Genomic DNA, 15,486 nt, shown 5'->3' with positions numbered 1-15,486 from the left:
GTCCGCCCGTCAGACCGCGGTGACCGGCACCGTGTGCCGGCCGGTCGCGCCGTCGGGGATCGAGACCTGTTCCCGTTCCGTCTGCACCGTGCCGGTCCGGTCGGTCGCGCGCACGCGCAGGGTGTGCTCGCCGGGTCCCAGTTCGATCTCGGTGCGCCACATCCGCCAGGTGTCGGCGCCGACGTCGGCGCCGAGGCGGGCCGGGACCCAGGTCCCGCCGTCGACGGCGACCTCGACCCGGGTGATGCCCACGTGCGGCGCCCACGACGTCCCGGCGACGACGACCCGCCCGGCCGGGACCGACGCCCCGGCGACCGGGGTGTCGATGCGGGACTGGGTCTTCACCGGGCCCTCGCGGGCCCAGCCGCGTTCGGCCCAGTACGCGGTGGCCGCATCCCAGGTGGTCACCTCGATGTCGGTGATCCACTTGCAGCCGGAGACGTAGCCGTAGAGGCCGGGGACGACCATGCGCACCGGGAAGCCGTGCTCGACCGGCAGCGCCTCGCCGTTCATGCCGAACGCGAGCAGGGCGTCGCGGCCGTCGGTGACGACGTCGACCGGGGTGCCGGTGGTGAACCCGTCGACGCTGGTGGACAGCAGCTGCTGGGCCCCGGGCCCGATCCCGGCCTCGGCGAGCAGGTCGGCCAGGCGCACCCCGGTGAACCGCGCGTTGGAGATCAGCGCGCCGCCGACCGGGTTGGACACGCACACCATCGTGATCGGTACCTCGACGACCCGGCGGGCCCGCAGCTGGTCCAGGGAGAGGGTCAGCTCGCGCTCGACCATGCCGTGCACCCGCAGGGTCCACGAGGCGGTGTCGACCCGCGGGACCTGCAGCGCGGTGTCGATCCGGTAGAAGTCCGCGGTCGGGGTCAGCCAGGCCGGTGCGCCCGGCAGGGTCGCGTCCGGCGGGAGCGCCGGTACCGGCGGGGCGGGCGGCAGCGCGAGTGCCGCCGGCCCCGACGTCGACGGCGCGGCGGCGAGCAGCCGCCCGGCGACGGTCGCCCCCAGTGACACGACGGCGACCCCGCCGGCCAGCGAGAGGGCCTGCCGGCGCGACAGCGGGGCGGCGGCGCCCAGGCCGTCCCGGGCCGCCCGGGTGAACGCGGCGTGCACCGCGAGGAACACCGTCGGCCCGACGAGGAGCGCCACGGCGGGGGCGAGCAGGTCGACCGGCCGGAACGCGGGCGCGAGCACCGTGGTGACCAGGGCGGTCACCCCCATCGCGACGACGACCGCCACGCCCGGGGCGGGCCGTCGGCGGGCCAGGAGCCCGGCGGCCACGCCCAGCCCGGTGATCACCAGCGCCATCCCGGTCAGCAGCGCGAGCTTGTCGGCGGTGCCGAACGTGGCGATCGCGAACTGCTTCAGCCACTCCGGGGTCAGCCGGACGAACTGGTCGCCGACGGTCAGGAACGGCGACGACGCCGGCGCCACCAGCCCCGCGACGAGGTCGCCCACGGCGAGGGCCGAGCCGACGCCGAGCAGACCGGTGACCACCGCCCGCGGCCGGGTGAGGGACGCGGCGGGGTGGATCGGGGTCGCGGTCACAGCAGGGTGTTCGTACGACGACGGGCCCGGGGTTCGCACCCCGGGCCCGTCGTGTCGTGCCGTCGGTCGTCAGCTCGTGGGCATGAGGACCTTGTCGATCACGAACACGGTGGCGTTCGCGGTCGGGATGTTGCCGCAGAGGATGTTGGCGGTGTTGCCCTGCCCGTCGGTGACGGTGGGGGCCTCGGCGGTGCCGCCGATGGTGAGGTCGCCGCCGGCCAGCTCGGTCAGGGTCTTCTTCTCCACGATGCCCGCGGCGTCCAGACGCTCCGGGGTCACGTGGTAGGAGAGCAGGCCCTGCAGCTGGGTGGTGTCGGCGAGCAGGGCGTTGAACTTCTCCTCGCCGAGCTGCTTCTGCACCGCGGCGAAGGCGTCGTTGGCCGGGGCGAAGACGGTGATGCCCTGCTGCTGGTTCAGGGTGTCGGCCAGGCCGGGGACCTTGCCGACGGCGGTGACCAGCGTGGTCAGCAGCGGGTTGGTGCTCGCGGCGGTGGCGACCGGCTGCGGGCCCATCGAGTTCAGCGAGCCGGGCTCGTCGCCCTGCGGCAGCTGGCTGCAGGCCGGGCCGAAGACGTCGTCGTTGGTGGTGACGCCGTCGGCGGCGGCGGTGGTCGCCGGGGCGGAGGAGGAGGCCGGGGCCGCCGCGGGCGGGGCGGAGGTGTCGCTGCCGCCGCCACAGGCGGTGAGGCCGAGCGAGAGGGCGGCGAGCAGGCCGACGGTGGCGAGGGTGCGAGAGGCGCGCATAACTGATTCCCTTTCGAGGAAATTGTCTGTCCTGTATGGATTTCACTGAATTGTTCGGGCGGTGGGTCCGGGCGGTTCGGCGGTTCCGGAAGTTTTCTCGGATATTTCTTCCGGGGGGCGTGGAACGATTCAGACGACGGTGATGATCGTGCTGGGCCACCCCGTGGCACCGTCCGGGATCGGGTCGACCCGGACGTCGGTCTGGACGAGTCCGCGACGGTCGGTGGCCCGGGCGGTGAGGGTGTGGCTGCCGGGGGACAGGTCGAGCTCGGCCCGCCACATCCGCCAGGTGTTCGGGTTGACCTCGGTGGCCAGCTCGGCCCGCACCCACGGGCCGTCGTCGGCGCGGACCTCGACGGCGGTGATCCCGACCGGCTGCGCCCACGCGACCCCGGCGACCTGCACACGTCCGGCCGGGAGCCTCGAGAACCCGACCGGGACGTCGATGCGGCACTGGGTCTTGATCGGGGCGCGCTCGGCCCAGCCCCGGTCGCGCCAGTACACGCTGCGCTCGGCGAAGGTCGTCAGCTCGATGTCGGCGAGCCACTTGGTGGCCGAGACGTAGCCGTAGAGCCCCGGGACGACCATGCGCACCGGGAAACCGTGCTCGACCGGCAGCGCCTCGCCGTTCATGCCGAGTGCGAGCAGCGCCCCCCGGCCGGGTTCGAGCACGGTCGCGGTCGGGGTGCCCGCCGTCCAGCCGTCCCGGCTGGTGGAGACGATCTGGTCCGCGGACGGGTCGACCCCGGCCTCCAGCAGCAGCGGGGCCAGCTCGACGCCGACGAAGTCCGCGGTGGACACCAGGTTCCCGCCGACCGTGTTGGACACGCAGGTCATCGTGATCGTGCGCTGCACGAGCGGCCGTCGCAGCAGGTCGTCGACGGTGAGGACGAGCTCGCGCCCGACCCGGCCGTGCACCCGCAGCGACCAGTCCTCGGCCCGCACGGCCGGGATCGTGAGGGCGACGTCGATGCGGTAGAAGTCGGCGTTCGGGGTCACGAACGGGACGGTGCCGAGCTGGGGGAACGCGGCCGACGTGGGTACCGGCGGGGCGGTCTCGGCGAGCGTCGCCGCGGCCAGCCTGCCGGTCAGCGCGGCCCGCGAGGCCGCGATCCCGCTGCCCGAGGAGGACAGCGCCAGGCCGGCCCCGCCCGCGACGAGCGTCCCGGCGGCGACGGCGGCCGAGGCCCCCGCGAGCACGGTGCGCCGGGGGACCCCGTCACCGCTCCCGCCGCTCCCGGTGCGGGTCCCACCGTGACGGCGGGCGAGGCGGTCCAGCCCCCGCTGCACCGCCACGCCCACCACCAGCGCGACGACCGGGGCGGCCAGGTCGGTCGCGGTGGGTACCGGACCCGTCAGCACCGCGGCCACCGAGAGCAGCCCCAGCGCGGCGACGACCGCGGTCCCCACCGCGGGCCGTCGGCGCGCCGCGAGCCCGGCCAGTGCGCCGAGCAGCACCAGCAGCACACCGATCCCGGCGAGCAGGACCGGCTTGTCGGCCGTCCCGAACGCGGACTTGGCGAACTCCACGACCGGCTGCGGCGAGAGCCGCACGACCGCGTCGCCGACGGCCACGAAGGGCGACGACGCCGGTGCCACCAGGGCCGCCACGAGATGCCCCGATGCCACTGCCGCGGCGATCGCCAGCAGTTCCACCAGGATCGCCACGGAACGCGACGGAAGGGCCAGGGGCCCGTTTCCCTCGGTCCGGTTCTCGGTCAGCACGACCGTTCTTCGGAACCGGCGGCGGAAACGGTTCGACCGGGTTCCGACGATTCCGCCGCGGAACGGGTCAGGCCAGGCCGAGCGAGTCCGGCTGCACCGGGATCGGGGCGTCGGCGCCGAGACCCTTCTGCGCCGCCGCGGTCCGGACGGCCTCGATCACCAGCGGCAGCGCGGCCCGTCGTGCGGTGGTGGTGCGGTAGGCCAGTGACACCGTGCGGGTCAGGGCGTCGCCGAGCGCGACGATGTCGACCCCCGGCGGGCGCAGCGCCAGGCCCAGGTCGGTCACCAGGGTGACGCCGAGCCCGGCCGCGACCATCGCCATCGCGGTGGCCTGCTCCTCGACCTCGTGGTCGATCCGCGGCTCGAATCCCGCGCTCTGGCAGGCCAGCCGGGCCGCCTGCCCGAAGTGCGACCGGGCGGGCGACACGATCCACGGGTGCTCGGCCAGCTCCGACAGCATCACGCTCGCGGCCGGCACGGCCCCGGCGGGCACCGCCGCGTAGACCCGCTCGACGGCGATGACCGCCCGCTCCAGGCCCTTGTCCCACGTCATCGGATAGTTCGAGTAGTCGATGACGAACGACAGGTCGAGCTCGCCGTCGCGCACCGCGGCCGCGGTCTCCTCCGGGGCGAGCTCGCGGGTGCGGACCTCGACACCGGGGTGGGTACGGGCCAGCGCGGTCAGCGCGTCGGGCAGCAGGCCCGAGGCGACCGAGGCCCACACCCCGGCGGTGAGCTTGGCCGCAACGGTCTCGCCCGCCCCCTCCAGGGCCTGGGTGGCGCGCTCGACCGAGGCGAGGATCTCCTCGGCGTGCTCGGCCAGCAGGACCCCGAGGTCGGTGAGCTGGACCCGGCGACCTCTCCGTTCGAACAGGCGGGTCCCGACGTCGCGCTCGAGCTGCGCGAGCTGCTGGGACACCGCCGACGCCGTGTAGTGCAGCGCGGTCGCCGCCGCCGTGATGGTTCCCCGCCGGTGCAGCTCGCGCAGCATCCGCAGCCGAGACAGGGACAGCTCCATGTCGCTGAGCCTATTGCGCTGTGCAGGAACGGTGAACAGCGCCGTGAATGATCCGTAAATGGACGCGGGGCCGGGTGCGACCCCAACCTGGGGCCACCGGTCGGGAACGACGGCGGCCGGGGGACGACGAGGTCCGCGATGTCGACGAGACCGGAACGGCCCCTGGCGGCGACGACCGGTGCAGCACGAGCAGGAGGTGGGTCGCCATGACGACGATGCAGAACCCGGCCGGGAGCACCCCGCAGACGGCGGCCACGGCCGCCCCGTACGTCGCCGGCGCCCCGGCGCCCACCGTCGCTCCGGTCGTCCGCCGCCCCGAGCCGTACATGCGCCTGCAGTGGAACGACGCCGTGACCGGCGCCGTCGGCTACCTGGTCGTGCACACCCTGCGGGCGGGCCTCGCCACCGGCGGCACCCGGATGCGGGCCGGCTGCACGTTGTCCGAGGTCGAGGACCTCGCACGCGGCATGGCCAACAAGACCGCCACCTTCGACCTGCCGATCGGCGGGGCCAAGGGCGGCATCGACTTCGACCCGAAGGACCCGCGCGCCGTCGAGGTGCTCGAGCGGTTCTGCGAGGCCATGCGCCCCTGGATCGACGCGCACTGGGTGACCGCGGAGGACCTCGGCGTCCCGCAGCACCTGATCGACGAGGTCTTCGAGAAGATCGGCCTCGGCCAGAGCTACCACGCCGCGATCAGCCGTGCCGCCGACCCGGCCGCCACCCTGGAGCGGGTGCGCACCGGGCTGACCGCCGAGGTCGACGGCGGGTTCGAGCTGGGCGACGTGATCGGCGGCTACGGCGTCGCGCACGCCTGCCTGGCCTCCGCGGTGTCCTGGGGCCAGATCCCGGCCGACACCACGGTCGCGATCCAGGGCGTCGGCACGATGGGCGGTGCGGCCGCCTACTACCTGTACGAGGCCGGGATGAAGGTCACCACGCTGGCCGACGCCGCGGGCACCCTGCACTGTGCCGACGGGCTCGACGTGCCCGCGCTGCTGGACCTGCGCGACGGCTTCGGCGAGATCGACCGCACCCGGCTGCCCGCCGGTGTCGAGCAGCTCCCGCGCACCGCGATCCTCTCCGCCGAGGTCGACATCCTGGTGCCGGCCGCGATCTCCTACGCGATCACCCCGGACAACTCCTACGACGTCCGCGCCCGCGTGGTCGTCGAGGCCGCGAACGCCGCGACCACCCCGGAGGCCGAGGCCATGCTCGCCGCCCGCGGCGTGCCGGTGCTGCCGGACTTCGTCGCCAACGCCGGTGCGGTCGCCTGGGCCTGGTGGCTGCTGCTCGGTGAGGTCGACGACGACCCGCAGAACTCCTTCGACCGGCTGCGCACCGTGATGCACGCCAAGGTCGCGCAGCTGCTGGCCGCGTGGACCGAGGACGGCGTCACCCCGCGCGAGACCGGGCACCGCTGGGCCGACGACCCCGCCCCGACCACCGGGCCGGTCGTCATCCCCTGACCCGCTCCACCCGCGGCGCCCCGTGACGCCGCGCGGCACCCGTGCACCGGGGCCGCGCGCCGGGACGGGGCGCCGCGGCGTACCCGGGGGCCCGTCAGCCGGCGAGGGCGGCGATGCGGGCGGCGAAGGCGCCCAGATCGTCGAGACCGCCGTCCCGGATGCTGCGGGCGAGCAGGTCGTCGTCGACCTCGGCGTAGAGGTGCACGATGAGGTTGCGCGCCCCGGCGAGCGCCACCATCCGGCCGGCGAGCCCGTCGTCGAGCACCCCCACCTCGGCGAGCACGCGGAAGGCGTCGCCGTAGTCCCGCGGGGTCCGGTGGCCGTCGGCGGCGATGACGTGGTTGGCCAGGTCGATGCAGATCTGCGCGGCCGTCTGCACCAGGTGACGACGGCGGAACGGGTCGGGGGCGTCCTCGGCGAGCAGGTCCCGGTAGTGCTCCAGCATCACCAGCAACCGGCGCACGCGGTCGGCGTCGACCATCAGCGCAGCCCTTCCCTCGCGACACGGGCGAGGAAGGAACGGGTCGTCTCCTCCAGGACGGGGCGGAACTCGATCCAGCGCATCCGGGCGTCCACCTCGAACCGGACCCGTGCGACCTCGTCGGCGCTGAACAACAGCCGGCCGGACTCCGCGACCCGGCCGCGCAGCTCGAGGCCCGCCCGCCCGAGGTCGACGACGTCCACCCCGGTCCCGAGCCGGGCGGCCAGGTCGGCGGCGAGCAGCTCGGTGGCGACGGGAGCGGGCTCACCGGCGAACAGCACCGCCACGTCGTGGTCGCTGTCCGGCCGCGCGGTCCCGGTGGCGCGCGACCCGAACAGGTAGGCCACCGCGACGTCGTGCGCGGTGAACACCGGGCCGAGATCGGGATCCACGACGGTCATCGTGGCACACCCCCGCGCCCCGACGTGGGCATCGACCCGGCCCGGCCCGACGGCGCGGCGGGACCGCGGCCGGGGCGCGCCGCGGCGGGGGTGCTCAGCCCCGGCGGTCGTCCCGGTCGCGGTCCGCCCCGAACTCCCGGTCGTGGCGCAGCCGGGCGTCGACGTGCTGCTCGGCGCGTCGCGCCTCCCGGGTCGACGCGGCCGCCCCCACCGGGTAGCCGGCCTTCATCACCCGGGTCTCGCACGCCTCGACCACGTAGACCATCGAGTAGAAGTAGCCGATCACCGCGCCGGAGGCGATGGCGCCCAGCCGCACCCACGCCGGTCCGGGCACCACCAGGAACAGCAGGACCAGCAGCGGGATCAGCTGGACCGTCGTGCGGAGGAGGTGGCGCAGCACCCAGGTGCGGGTCGTGACGTCGTGCAGCACCCAGCGCCGGTTCCGGACCGGCAGCCGGGCACCGAAGGCGTAGGCCACCCAGCGGAACGGGTTCGGACGGCGGATCCGGTCGTCCATCGGACGTTCCCCCTCATCGGATCGCGCACCCGGGTCAGACACCCGGATGCCGGACGAGCACGGCGAACGGGTCCGTCCAGTGCCGCCCGCCGTTCTGCGGGGCGACGGTCACGCCGTCGGCACCCGGCAGCGGCTGCGGCAGCGGCCTGCCCGCCGCCGCGTCGGCCACGAGCTCGCGGACCCGCTGCCCGGCCCGATGGTAGAACTCCAGCTGCACCGCGCGGCCGAACAACCCGAAGCCGAGCCGGAACAGGGGGTTCGGGATGTGCGCGGGCCGGGAGAACGCGCGGATGACGAACTCGACGTCGCCGGTCGCGAGGTCCTTGACCACCTCGTAGGTGAGCCGGCCCTCCTCCAGGTGCCCGTGCAGCGTCTCGTAGGTCCAGCCCCAGACGCGCCGGCCGTCGACGGTCTCGTCGACGAGACCGGTCACGCGGACGCCGAGGTGGAAGCGCATCGGCCCGAACCGGCCCTCCAGCAGCATGTCCCGCCCCAGCAGCGGGTCGGACGGGCGGAACACGCCGCGCAGCCGGTTCGGGGCGGTGAACTGGTAGTCGCGCAGCACCGCGCAGGCACGTTCCCAGGGGCCGTCGGGGACCGGGTCGCCGGGCGGCTCGGTGCCGACCAGGGCCCGGCCGTGGTCGACGTGCCAGCGCGGGTCACGGGTGTCGGTGGGGGTCTCGGCGTCGTCGAAGTTCACGCCGCGTGCGGCGAGCCCGTCCAGGTCGGCGCGACGGTCCCCGGGGGCGGGGCGCTTCAGGACCGACGGCCCTTCTCCTCGCGCCGCATCGAGTCGCCGATCAGCCAGAACATCGACGGCCACAGGCCGACGAAGACGGCGCGGCGTTCGGCGTTGCCGCGCTCGTCCTGGTCCACGGTCTTCGCGCGCAGCCACAGCGCGATGGAGAAGCCCACCGAGCCGAGAGAGAACCACTGGAGCTGGGCACCGCGCAACCCGACCCGGTGCAGGACACGTCCGACCGTCATGGCGGTTCCTTCCCCGCTCCCGGCGGATGTAATCCCGCAGAGGGGGTACGTCCACGCCGTGCGGACTTCCAGGACGGCCACGACGAGAGATCGGTCCACCCCGGTGACGGGGGACCGGCGGTCCCGGCGGGTGTCGGCGGTGCTGCGCTGGCCGGTGGGCCTGGCGCTGGTGTCGTGGCGCTACTTCTGGCGCACCACACCGATCCACCGCAGCGACGTCGTCGGGGACCTGGGGGACCTGCCACCCGCCTCGCCGCAGGGCGCCGAGGGCGACGACGTCCAGCGCCCGTCGGACGGGGTCGGGACCCTGCTGCACCGGCGCTACAGCGTGCGCATCCGCGGGTCCCGGCTGAGCCCCGAGGAGCTCATGACGCGCCTCGCCGCGGACCCCGACCGCTGGTCACCGGAGTTCGCGGTGTTCCGCCGCACCCGTGGTGAGCCCGGCGGGATGGCGGTCGGCGACGAGTTCCTGATCCGCATGCCCGGCCCGTGGGACGGCCCGGTGCGGGTGGCCGCCGCCGGGCCGAGCGCGTTCTCCTTCGTCACCCTCGACGGGCACCTGGAGGCCGGCCGGATCGAGTTCCGCACCCGTCGCGACCCGGACCACCCGGAGATGCTGCGCTTCGACATCGAGTCCTGGGCGCGGCCCGGGGACCGGCTGTCGCACGTGCTCTACAACACCCTGCGGGTGGCCAAGGAGGTGCAGTTCAACATGTGGACGCACGCCTGCATCCGGGCGGCCGCCATCGCGGGCGGCCGCCCGGACGGCGGCGTGACGGTGCGCACCCGGCGGTTCGCGACCGCCGGATGACGCGGCGGGCCTCACCGGGCGGCCCGCACCTCACGGATCATGACGACCCCGAGCCCGGCGACGGCGATCCCGCGCAGCAGCTCCACGTGCAGCCCGCTGAGCACCGGGGCCTCCGGCAGCGGCACGAACAGCAGCAGCGCCCCGGCCAGCGCGGCTGCGCCGATCCAGCGCGGCACCCCGGCGGTGCGCAGCAGCGCCACACCCGTCAGCGCCAGCCCGGCCAGGAAGACCAGCCCGCCGACCATCTGCAGCAGCGCGAAACCGGGGGCGGCGAGGATGCTGCCGTCGTCGGGGACCAGCTCCGGGGCGGCACGGGCGATCGCGGGCGCCACCAGCCCCTCGACGACGAGGTGGCCCTGCGCGCTCAGCGCGTTGCCCAGGAAGTACAGACCGAACCCGAGCGTGCCGAGCACACCGGCCCGCGGGGCGAACCAGCCCCAGGCCGCGGGCAGGCCCATCATCAGCGCGAGCGCGCCGGCGTAGATCGACAGCTGCGCCCACGGCGAGCCGGGGGCGAGCAGGGACGCGACGGAGTGGGCGTTCCCGTCGACGACGGGGTGGGCGACGCCACCGGCGAGCGACAGCACGGCGGAGGCGAGCAGCATCACGCCGCCGCCCACGACCAGGCGTCGCCGGGCGGGGTCGACGGCGGGGACGGCCGGGGCGGTGGTGGCGGTGGGGGCGTCCTGCAGGGTCACGGTGGTCCTTCCGGAGGGGCGCGTCCGGTCGGTCCGGCGCGACGGGACCACCGTGCGCCCGGCCGCTTGCAGCCCGCTTGCGGGCGGGCTGCGGGCGCCGCGGGCACTGTCGCCCGGGCGCGGGGCGGGGCAGACTCGCCGATCATGAGCACCGACGCTCCCGCCTTCACCCAGATCTCCTACGACGTCGACGACCGGGTCGCCACGATCACCCTCGACCGCCCGGACCGCCTCAACGCGTTCACCCCGACGATGGCCCGCGAGCTGATCGCCGCCTACGACCGCGCCGACGCCGATGACGCCGTCCGCGCGATCGTCCTCACCGGCCGCGGCCGCGGCTTCTGCGCCGGCGCCGACCTGGGCCGCGGCGGGGCCTCGTTCGACCCCACCGACCCGCAGCGCGCCGCCGACCGGGCGGGCGTCGGCACCATCGGCGGCGTCGTCCGCGACGGCGGCGGCACCGTGACCATGCGGATGGCGGCCCTGCGCACCCCGGTGATCGCCGCCGTCAACGGGCCGGCGGTCGGCATCGGGGCGACGATGACGCTGCCCGCCGACATCCGGCTGGCCGGGGCCTCGGCCCGGTTCGGGTTCGTGTTCGCCCGCCGCGGGCTCGTACCCGAGGCCGCGTCGAGCTGGTTCCTGCCGCGCATCGTCGGCGTCTCCCGGGCCATGGAGTGGGCCGCGACCGGCCGGGTGTTCGACGCCGCCGAGGCCCTCGACGGACGTCTGGTCTCCCGTGTCCTGCCCGACGACGAGCTGCTCGGCGCCGCGTACGCGATCGCCCGCGAGATCGCCGACAACACCTCCGCGGTGTCGGTCGCGCTGACCCGCCAGCTGCTGTGGGGGATGCTCGGCGCGCCCACCCCGTGGGACGCCCACCGCGCCGACTCGGCCGCGATCGCGCACCTCGGGCAGGGCCGCGACGTCGCCGAGGGCGTCACCTCGTTCCTGGAGAAGCGCCCGCCCGCCTTCCCCGACACCGTCTCCGACGACTACCCCGGCCACGTCCTGCCGCACTGGCCCGCGCCGCCCGCCGACCTGACGGACTGAAATCCGGGTGCGCCGGCGACCCCGTCGCCCCTACCGTCGCCCCGTGGCCTCGATACGCCTGCGCGTCGCCCGACGGCGGCGCCACACCTGATCCCTGCCGATCTCCTGGCGCCGCCGTCCGAGCAGCCGGTCCTCGTACCCCTGCCGGGCGGCGCCCCGCCGCGCCCCCGGCTCCCACCCCGGGAGCCTCCTGTGCGATCCCCCCTGCCCCGCCCGTTCGGCCGTCACGAGCACGGTCAGAACTTCCTCGTCGACGCCTCCGTCCCGGCCGCGCTGGCCGCCGTCGTCGCCGGGTACCCGCCCCGGCCGCTGCTGGAGCTGGGCCCCGGCGACGGCGCGCTGACCGCCGCGCTGCTGCGGCTGCCCGGCAGGCCGCTGACCGCAGTCGAACTCGACCCGCACCGGGTGGCCCGGCTGCGACGGCGGTTCGGCGACGCCGTCACCGTCGTCCACGGCGACCTGCTCGACACCCGCCTGGACCGGCCCGTCGACGTGGTGTCCAACGTCCCGTACGCGGTGACCACCCCGCTGCTGCGACGCCTGCTGGGCGCCCCGCGCTGGGCGCACGCGCTGCTGCTGGTGCAGTGGGAGGTGGCGCGCAAGCGGGCGGCGGTCGGCGGCACCAGCGCGCTCACCGCCCGCTGGTGGCCGTGGTTCACCTTCACCCTGCACGACCGTGTCCCGGCCCGGGCGTTCCGGCCGGTCCCGGCCGTCGACGGCGGGGTGCTGGAGATCGCCCGCCGCGACGCGCCGCTGCTCGACGCCCGGCCCCGGGACCACCACCGGATGGTCGACGCGGTGTTCACCGGCCGCGGCCGCGGGGTCGTCGACGTCGTCGGGCGGCGGTTCGGCCGCGCCCTCGCCCGGGACTGGGCGCGCGAGTGCGGTCTCGGGCCGCGGACACTGCCACGCGACCTCGACGCCGGGCAGTGGGTCCGGCTGCACGCCCGGGTGGCCGGGCGGGGGTGACCCCGGTCCCGCTCCGTTGCGCCGGGCGGGGGTCGTCTGTTCGGGTGGGTGGCGTGGAGCACTCGGAGCTGACCCGCCGGCGGTGGCTGGACCACGGCCGCCTGTCGTCGCACGCCTGTCGCTGACCCCGGCCCCGCGCACCGACTCCCCGCTCCGCCTCACCCACCGGCAGGTCCCGTGTCCAGCTCCGCCGTGTCCGATCCCGCCCCGACGTCCGGTGCCACACCGCGCCGCGCCGCCGTCGCGAGCCTCGTCGGCACCACCATCGAGTGGTACGACTTCTACCTCTACGCCACCGCCGCGGCGCTGGTCTTCGCCCCGCTGTTCTTCACCGACGCCGATCCGGCAACCGGTGTGCTCGCCTCGTTCGCGACCTACGCCGCCGGGTTCGGGGCGCGGCCGATCGGCGCCGTCGTCGCCGGGCACCTGGGCGACCGGATCGGCCGCCGCGCCGTCCTGGTCGGGTCGCTGGTGCTGATGGGCGTCGCGACGACGCTCATCGGGCTGCTGCCGACCTACCCGACCGTCGGGCTGCTGGCCCCGGTGCTGCTCGTGGTGCTGCGCCTGGCCCAGGGGCTCGCCGTGGGCGCGGAGTGGGCCGGTGCGGTGCTCATGGCCGTCGAGCACGCCGAGACCGAGCGCCGACGCGGCCTGTTCGGCAGCTTCCCGCAGATCGGCTCCTCGGCCGGGATGCTGCTCGCGTCGGGCGTCTACACCGCGGTGCTCGCGATCGCGGGCAAGGAGGCGTTCCTCGCCGGGGCCTGGCGGATCCCGTTCCTGCTCAGCGCCGTGCTCGTCGTGGTGGGGCTGGCCATCCGGCTCACCCTCGCCGACCCCGCGGTGTTCACCGCCGCCCGCGACGCCGGGACGCTGTCCCGCCGCCCGGTGCTGGAGGTGCTGCGCACCGACTGGCGCACCGTGCTGCTGACCGTCGGCAGCCGGATCGCCCAGAACTCCGTCTACATCCTGGCGACGACGTTCGCGCTGACCTACCTGGCCCAAGGCGACTCGGGCGCCGCCGAGGGCGCCGGTCTGACCGCGGTGATCATCGCGTCGGCGATCGGGCTGTTCTCGACGCCGTTGTGGGCGGTCCTGTCCGACCGGGTCGGCCGCAAGCCGGTCTACCTGGCCGGCGCGATCGGGGCGCCGCTGTTCCTCGGGGCCTTCTTCCTGCTGCTCGACACCGGAAACACCGTGCTGGTCGTGGTCGGCATGGTGGTGCTGGTCAACCTCTTCCACGACGCGATGTACGGCCCGCAGGCGGCCTGGTACGGCGAGCTGTTCGACACCCGGCTGCGCTACAGCGGGGCGTCGCTGGGCTACCAGATCGGGTCGGTCATCGGCGGCACGACGCCGCTGGTCGCCACCGCGCTGCTCTACGCCGGCGGCGGGACCCCGTGGCTGATCTGGGGGTACTTCGGGGTGCTGTTCGCGATCTGCGTCGTCTCCACCGTCCTGCTCCCCGAGACCCACCGCGGCGGGCTGCGCACCACCCGGGAGAAGGTATCGGCATGACCGGCCGCATCCTGCTCAACGCCTTCGACATGGCCTGCGTGGGCCACCAGTCCGCCGGGCTGTGGCGCCACCCGTCCGACGAGGGGCACCGCTACACCGACCTCGACCACTGGACCTCGCTGGCCCGCATGCTGGAGGACGGCGGCTTCGACGCGCTGTTCCTCGCCGACGTCCTCGGCGTCTACGACGTCTACGGCGGCTCCCGTGACGCCGCCGTCCGCGCCGCCGCGCAGGTCCCGCTCGCCGACCCGCTGCTGCTCGTCCCCGCGATGGCGGGGGTGACCTCGCGGCTCGGGTTCGGGGTGACCGTCTCGGTCGCCTACGAGCACCCCTACGCGCTGGCGCGGCGGCTCACCACCCTCGACCACCTCACCCGTGGCCGGGTCGCCTGGAACGTCGTCACGTCCTACCTGGACTCCGCGGCGCGCAACCTCGGCCGGTCCGGGCAGATCCCGCACGACGAGCGCTACGAGCTCGCCGAGGAGTTCCTGGAGGTCTGCTACAAGCTGTGGGAGGGCTCCTGGGACGACGACGCCGTGGTCCGCGACCGTGCCCGCGGCGTGTTCACCGAGCCGGACCGGGTGCACGACATCGCCCACCACGGCCGCTGGTTCGACGTGCCCGGCCCGTTCCTGTCCGAGCCGTCCCCGCAGCGCACCCCGGTGATCTTCCAGGCGGGCGCGTCGCCGCGCGGTGCCCGGTTCGCCGGCACCCACGCCGAGGCCGTGTTCGTGTCCGGCCCGTCGCCCGCGGTGGTCCGCCGCTCGGTCGACGCGGTGCGCGCCGAGGCCGCCCGCGCCGGGAGGGACCCGCGCTCGGTGAAGGTCTTCGCGATGCTCACCGCGATCGCCGGGGAGACCGACGAGGCCGCCCGCGCGACGCTGGCCGAGTACCTGGAGCTGACCGATCCGTCCGCGGCGCTGGCGCTGTTCGGCGGCTGGTCCGGCGTCGACCTGGCCGGGGCGTCGCCGGAGCAGAAGCTCGAGTACGTGCAGACCGACGCGACCCGCTCGGCGCTGGCGTCGTTCACCGGGCCGGACCGCGACTGGACGGTGGGGGAGCTCGCGGAGTTCATCACCGTCGGCGGGCGCGGGCCGCTCGTCGTCGGGTCGGGGGCGGGTGTCGCCGACGAGCTGGAGCGCTGGGCCGACGAGGCCGACCTCGACGGCTTCAACCTGGCCTACGCCGTCACCCCGGGGACGATGGCCGACGTCGTCACCCACGTCGTGCCCGAGCTGCGCCGCCGCGGCCGGATGCCCGCCGCCGCCGACGCGGGCGGCCCCACCCTGCGCGAGCGCTACGGCACCGGCGACGGCGCCCGGCTCGCGAAGGACCACCCCGGGTCGGCGCACCGTACGCTCTGACGCCGTGATCACCGGGAGCGGAGCGCGGGGAGCAGCTTCCTCACCCGGCCGCTCCACTCCCGGTGGTCATGGTGCCGACGGTCGCGTTCCGCGCTGCCGGGTCACCCCGCAGGGGACGTCGCGCCCCCCGACCAGGTGGCACTGCACCACCGACGCGTGACGCCCCGCGCCGTCGCCGTACCG

The 15,486-nt window shown here is 75.2% G+C and carries 16 protein-coding genes; 6 read left to right on the top strand and 10 right to left on the bottom strand.

The annotated features are described in order from the left end of the window. Positions 1 to 9 precede the first annotated feature (9 nt). The 4 genes from MTO91_RS18290 to MTO91_RS18275 form a co-directional block, all read right to left on the bottom strand. Positions 10 to 1,551: a sulfite oxidase gene (locus tag MTO91_RS18290; protein WP_405416246.1), complete on the bottom strand. Its 1,542-nt coding sequence runs from the start codon at positions 1,549 to 1,551 to the stop codon at positions 10 to 12. A gap of 69 nt (positions 1,552 to 1,620) precedes the next feature. Next, entirely contained in the window at positions 1,621 to 2,295 is a 675-nt protein-coding gene (locus MTO91_RS18285; RefSeq protein ID WP_405416248.1) for a fasciclin domain-containing protein, read from the bottom strand. A gap of 129 nt (positions 2,296 to 2,424) precedes the next feature. After that, positions 2,425 to 3,963, bottom strand: coding sequence for a molybdopterin-dependent oxidoreductase (locus tag MTO91_RS18280; RefSeq protein WP_476652042.1), 1,539 nt, complete (start codon positions 3,961 to 3,963; stop codon positions 2,425 to 2,427). A gap of 124 nt (positions 3,964 to 4,087) precedes the next feature. After that, positions 4,088 to 5,038 (bottom strand): LysR family transcriptional regulator, encoded by a 951-nt coding sequence (locus MTO91_RS18275; protein WP_073574337.1) that lies wholly within the window; start codon positions 5,036 to 5,038, stop codon positions 4,088 to 4,090. A 326-nt stretch (positions 5,039 to 5,364) separates the two neighbouring features. Between MTO91_RS18275 and MTO91_RS18270 the strand changes: the two genes are divergently transcribed. Continuing rightward, a complete protein-coding gene (locus tag MTO91_RS18270; RefSeq protein WP_062403389.1) occupies positions 5,365 to 6,507 on the top strand; it encodes a Glu/Leu/Phe/Val family dehydrogenase in 1,143 nt (380 codons plus the stop codon). A gap of 94 nt (positions 6,508 to 6,601) precedes the next feature. Here MTO91_RS18270 and hepT read toward each other — a convergent pair whose 3' ends face one another. The 5 genes from hepT to MTO91_RS18245 form a co-directional block, all read right to left on the bottom strand. After that, positions 6,602 to 6,988: a type VII toxin-antitoxin system HepT family RNase toxin gene (gene hepT, locus MTO91_RS18265; protein WP_405416253.1), complete on the bottom strand. Its 387-nt coding sequence runs from the start codon at positions 6,986 to 6,988 to the stop codon at positions 6,602 to 6,604. Continuing rightward, positions 6,988 to 7,389, bottom strand: coding sequence for a type VII toxin-antitoxin system MntA family adenylyltransferase antitoxin (gene mntA / locus MTO91_RS18260; RefSeq protein WP_100878195.1), 402 nt, complete (start codon positions 7,387 to 7,389; stop codon positions 6,988 to 6,990). Before mntA ends, hepT begins: the two co-directional genes overlap by 1 nt. Before the next feature lie 94 nt (positions 7,390 to 7,483). Then, positions 7,484 to 7,906, bottom strand: coding sequence for a DUF5313 family protein (locus MTO91_RS18255; protein ID WP_062396199.1), 423 nt, complete (start codon positions 7,904 to 7,906; stop codon positions 7,484 to 7,486). Between the two features lie 34 nt (positions 7,907 to 7,940). After that, complete coding sequence (locus MTO91_RS18250) at positions 7,941 to 8,606, bottom strand: DUF1990 family protein (RefSeq protein WP_251785197.1); 666 nt, start codon at positions 8,604 to 8,606, stop codon at positions 7,941 to 7,943. Between the two features lie 56 nt (positions 8,607 to 8,662). Next, the gene (locus MTO91_RS18245) at positions 8,663 to 8,893 is read right to left on the bottom strand and encodes a hypothetical protein (protein ID WP_062403384.1); all 231 of its coding nucleotides are present in this window, start codon (positions 8,891 to 8,893) and stop codon (positions 8,663 to 8,665) included. 103 nt (positions 8,894 to 8,996) lie between these two features. On the opposite strand from MTO91_RS18245, the gene MTO91_RS18240 reads away from it, so the two are divergent. After that, positions 8,997 to 9,704, top strand: a complete 708-nt coding sequence (locus MTO91_RS18240; RefSeq protein WP_224402004.1) for a DUF1990 family protein — start codon at positions 8,997 to 8,999, stop codon at positions 9,702 to 9,704. A gap of 11 nt (positions 9,705 to 9,715) precedes the next feature. On the opposite strand, the gene MTO91_RS18235 is transcribed toward MTO91_RS18240, so the two are convergent. Then, the gene (locus MTO91_RS18235; RefSeq protein WP_405416255.1) at positions 9,716 to 10,402 is read right to left on the bottom strand and encodes a hypothetical protein; all 687 of its coding nucleotides are present in this window, start codon (positions 10,400 to 10,402) and stop codon (positions 9,716 to 9,718) included. Between the two features lie 144 nt (positions 10,403 to 10,546). Here MTO91_RS18235 and MTO91_RS18230 point away from each other — a divergent pair, with 144 nt between their 5' ends. The 4 genes from MTO91_RS18230 (at position 10,547) to MTO91_RS18215 (ending at position 15,303) form a co-directional block, all read left to right on the top strand. After that, complete coding sequence (locus tag MTO91_RS18230; protein ID WP_251785194.1) at positions 10,547 to 11,455, top strand: enoyl-CoA hydratase-related protein; 909 nt, start codon at positions 10,547 to 10,549, stop codon at positions 11,453 to 11,455. Positions 11,456 to 11,659: 204 nt separating this feature from the next. Beyond that, complete coding sequence (erm, locus tag MTO91_RS18225) at positions 11,660 to 12,424, top strand: 23S ribosomal RNA methyltransferase Erm (protein ID WP_476654917.1); 765 nt, start codon at positions 11,660 to 11,662, stop codon at positions 12,422 to 12,424. A 177-nt stretch (positions 12,425 to 12,601) separates the two neighbouring features. Then, on the top strand, positions 12,602 to 13,939 hold the full coding sequence (locus MTO91_RS18220; protein WP_476652038.1) for an MFS transporter: 1,338 nt from the start codon (positions 12,602 to 12,604) through the stop codon (positions 13,937 to 13,939). Then, positions 13,936 to 15,303 (top strand): LLM class flavin-dependent oxidoreductase, encoded by a 1,368-nt coding sequence (locus MTO91_RS18215; RefSeq protein WP_476652036.1) that lies wholly within the window; start codon positions 13,936 to 13,938, stop codon positions 15,301 to 15,303. The genes MTO91_RS18220 and MTO91_RS18215 overlap by 4 nt, the downstream gene beginning before the upstream one ends. The last annotated feature ends 183 nt before the right edge of the window (positions 15,304 to 15,486 follow it).

Source organism: Pseudonocardia sp. 2-7 (assembly GCF_056341085.1).
The sequence above is the reverse complement of the archived record's forward strand: the minus strand, read 5'-3'. Positions and strand labels throughout refer to the sequence as shown.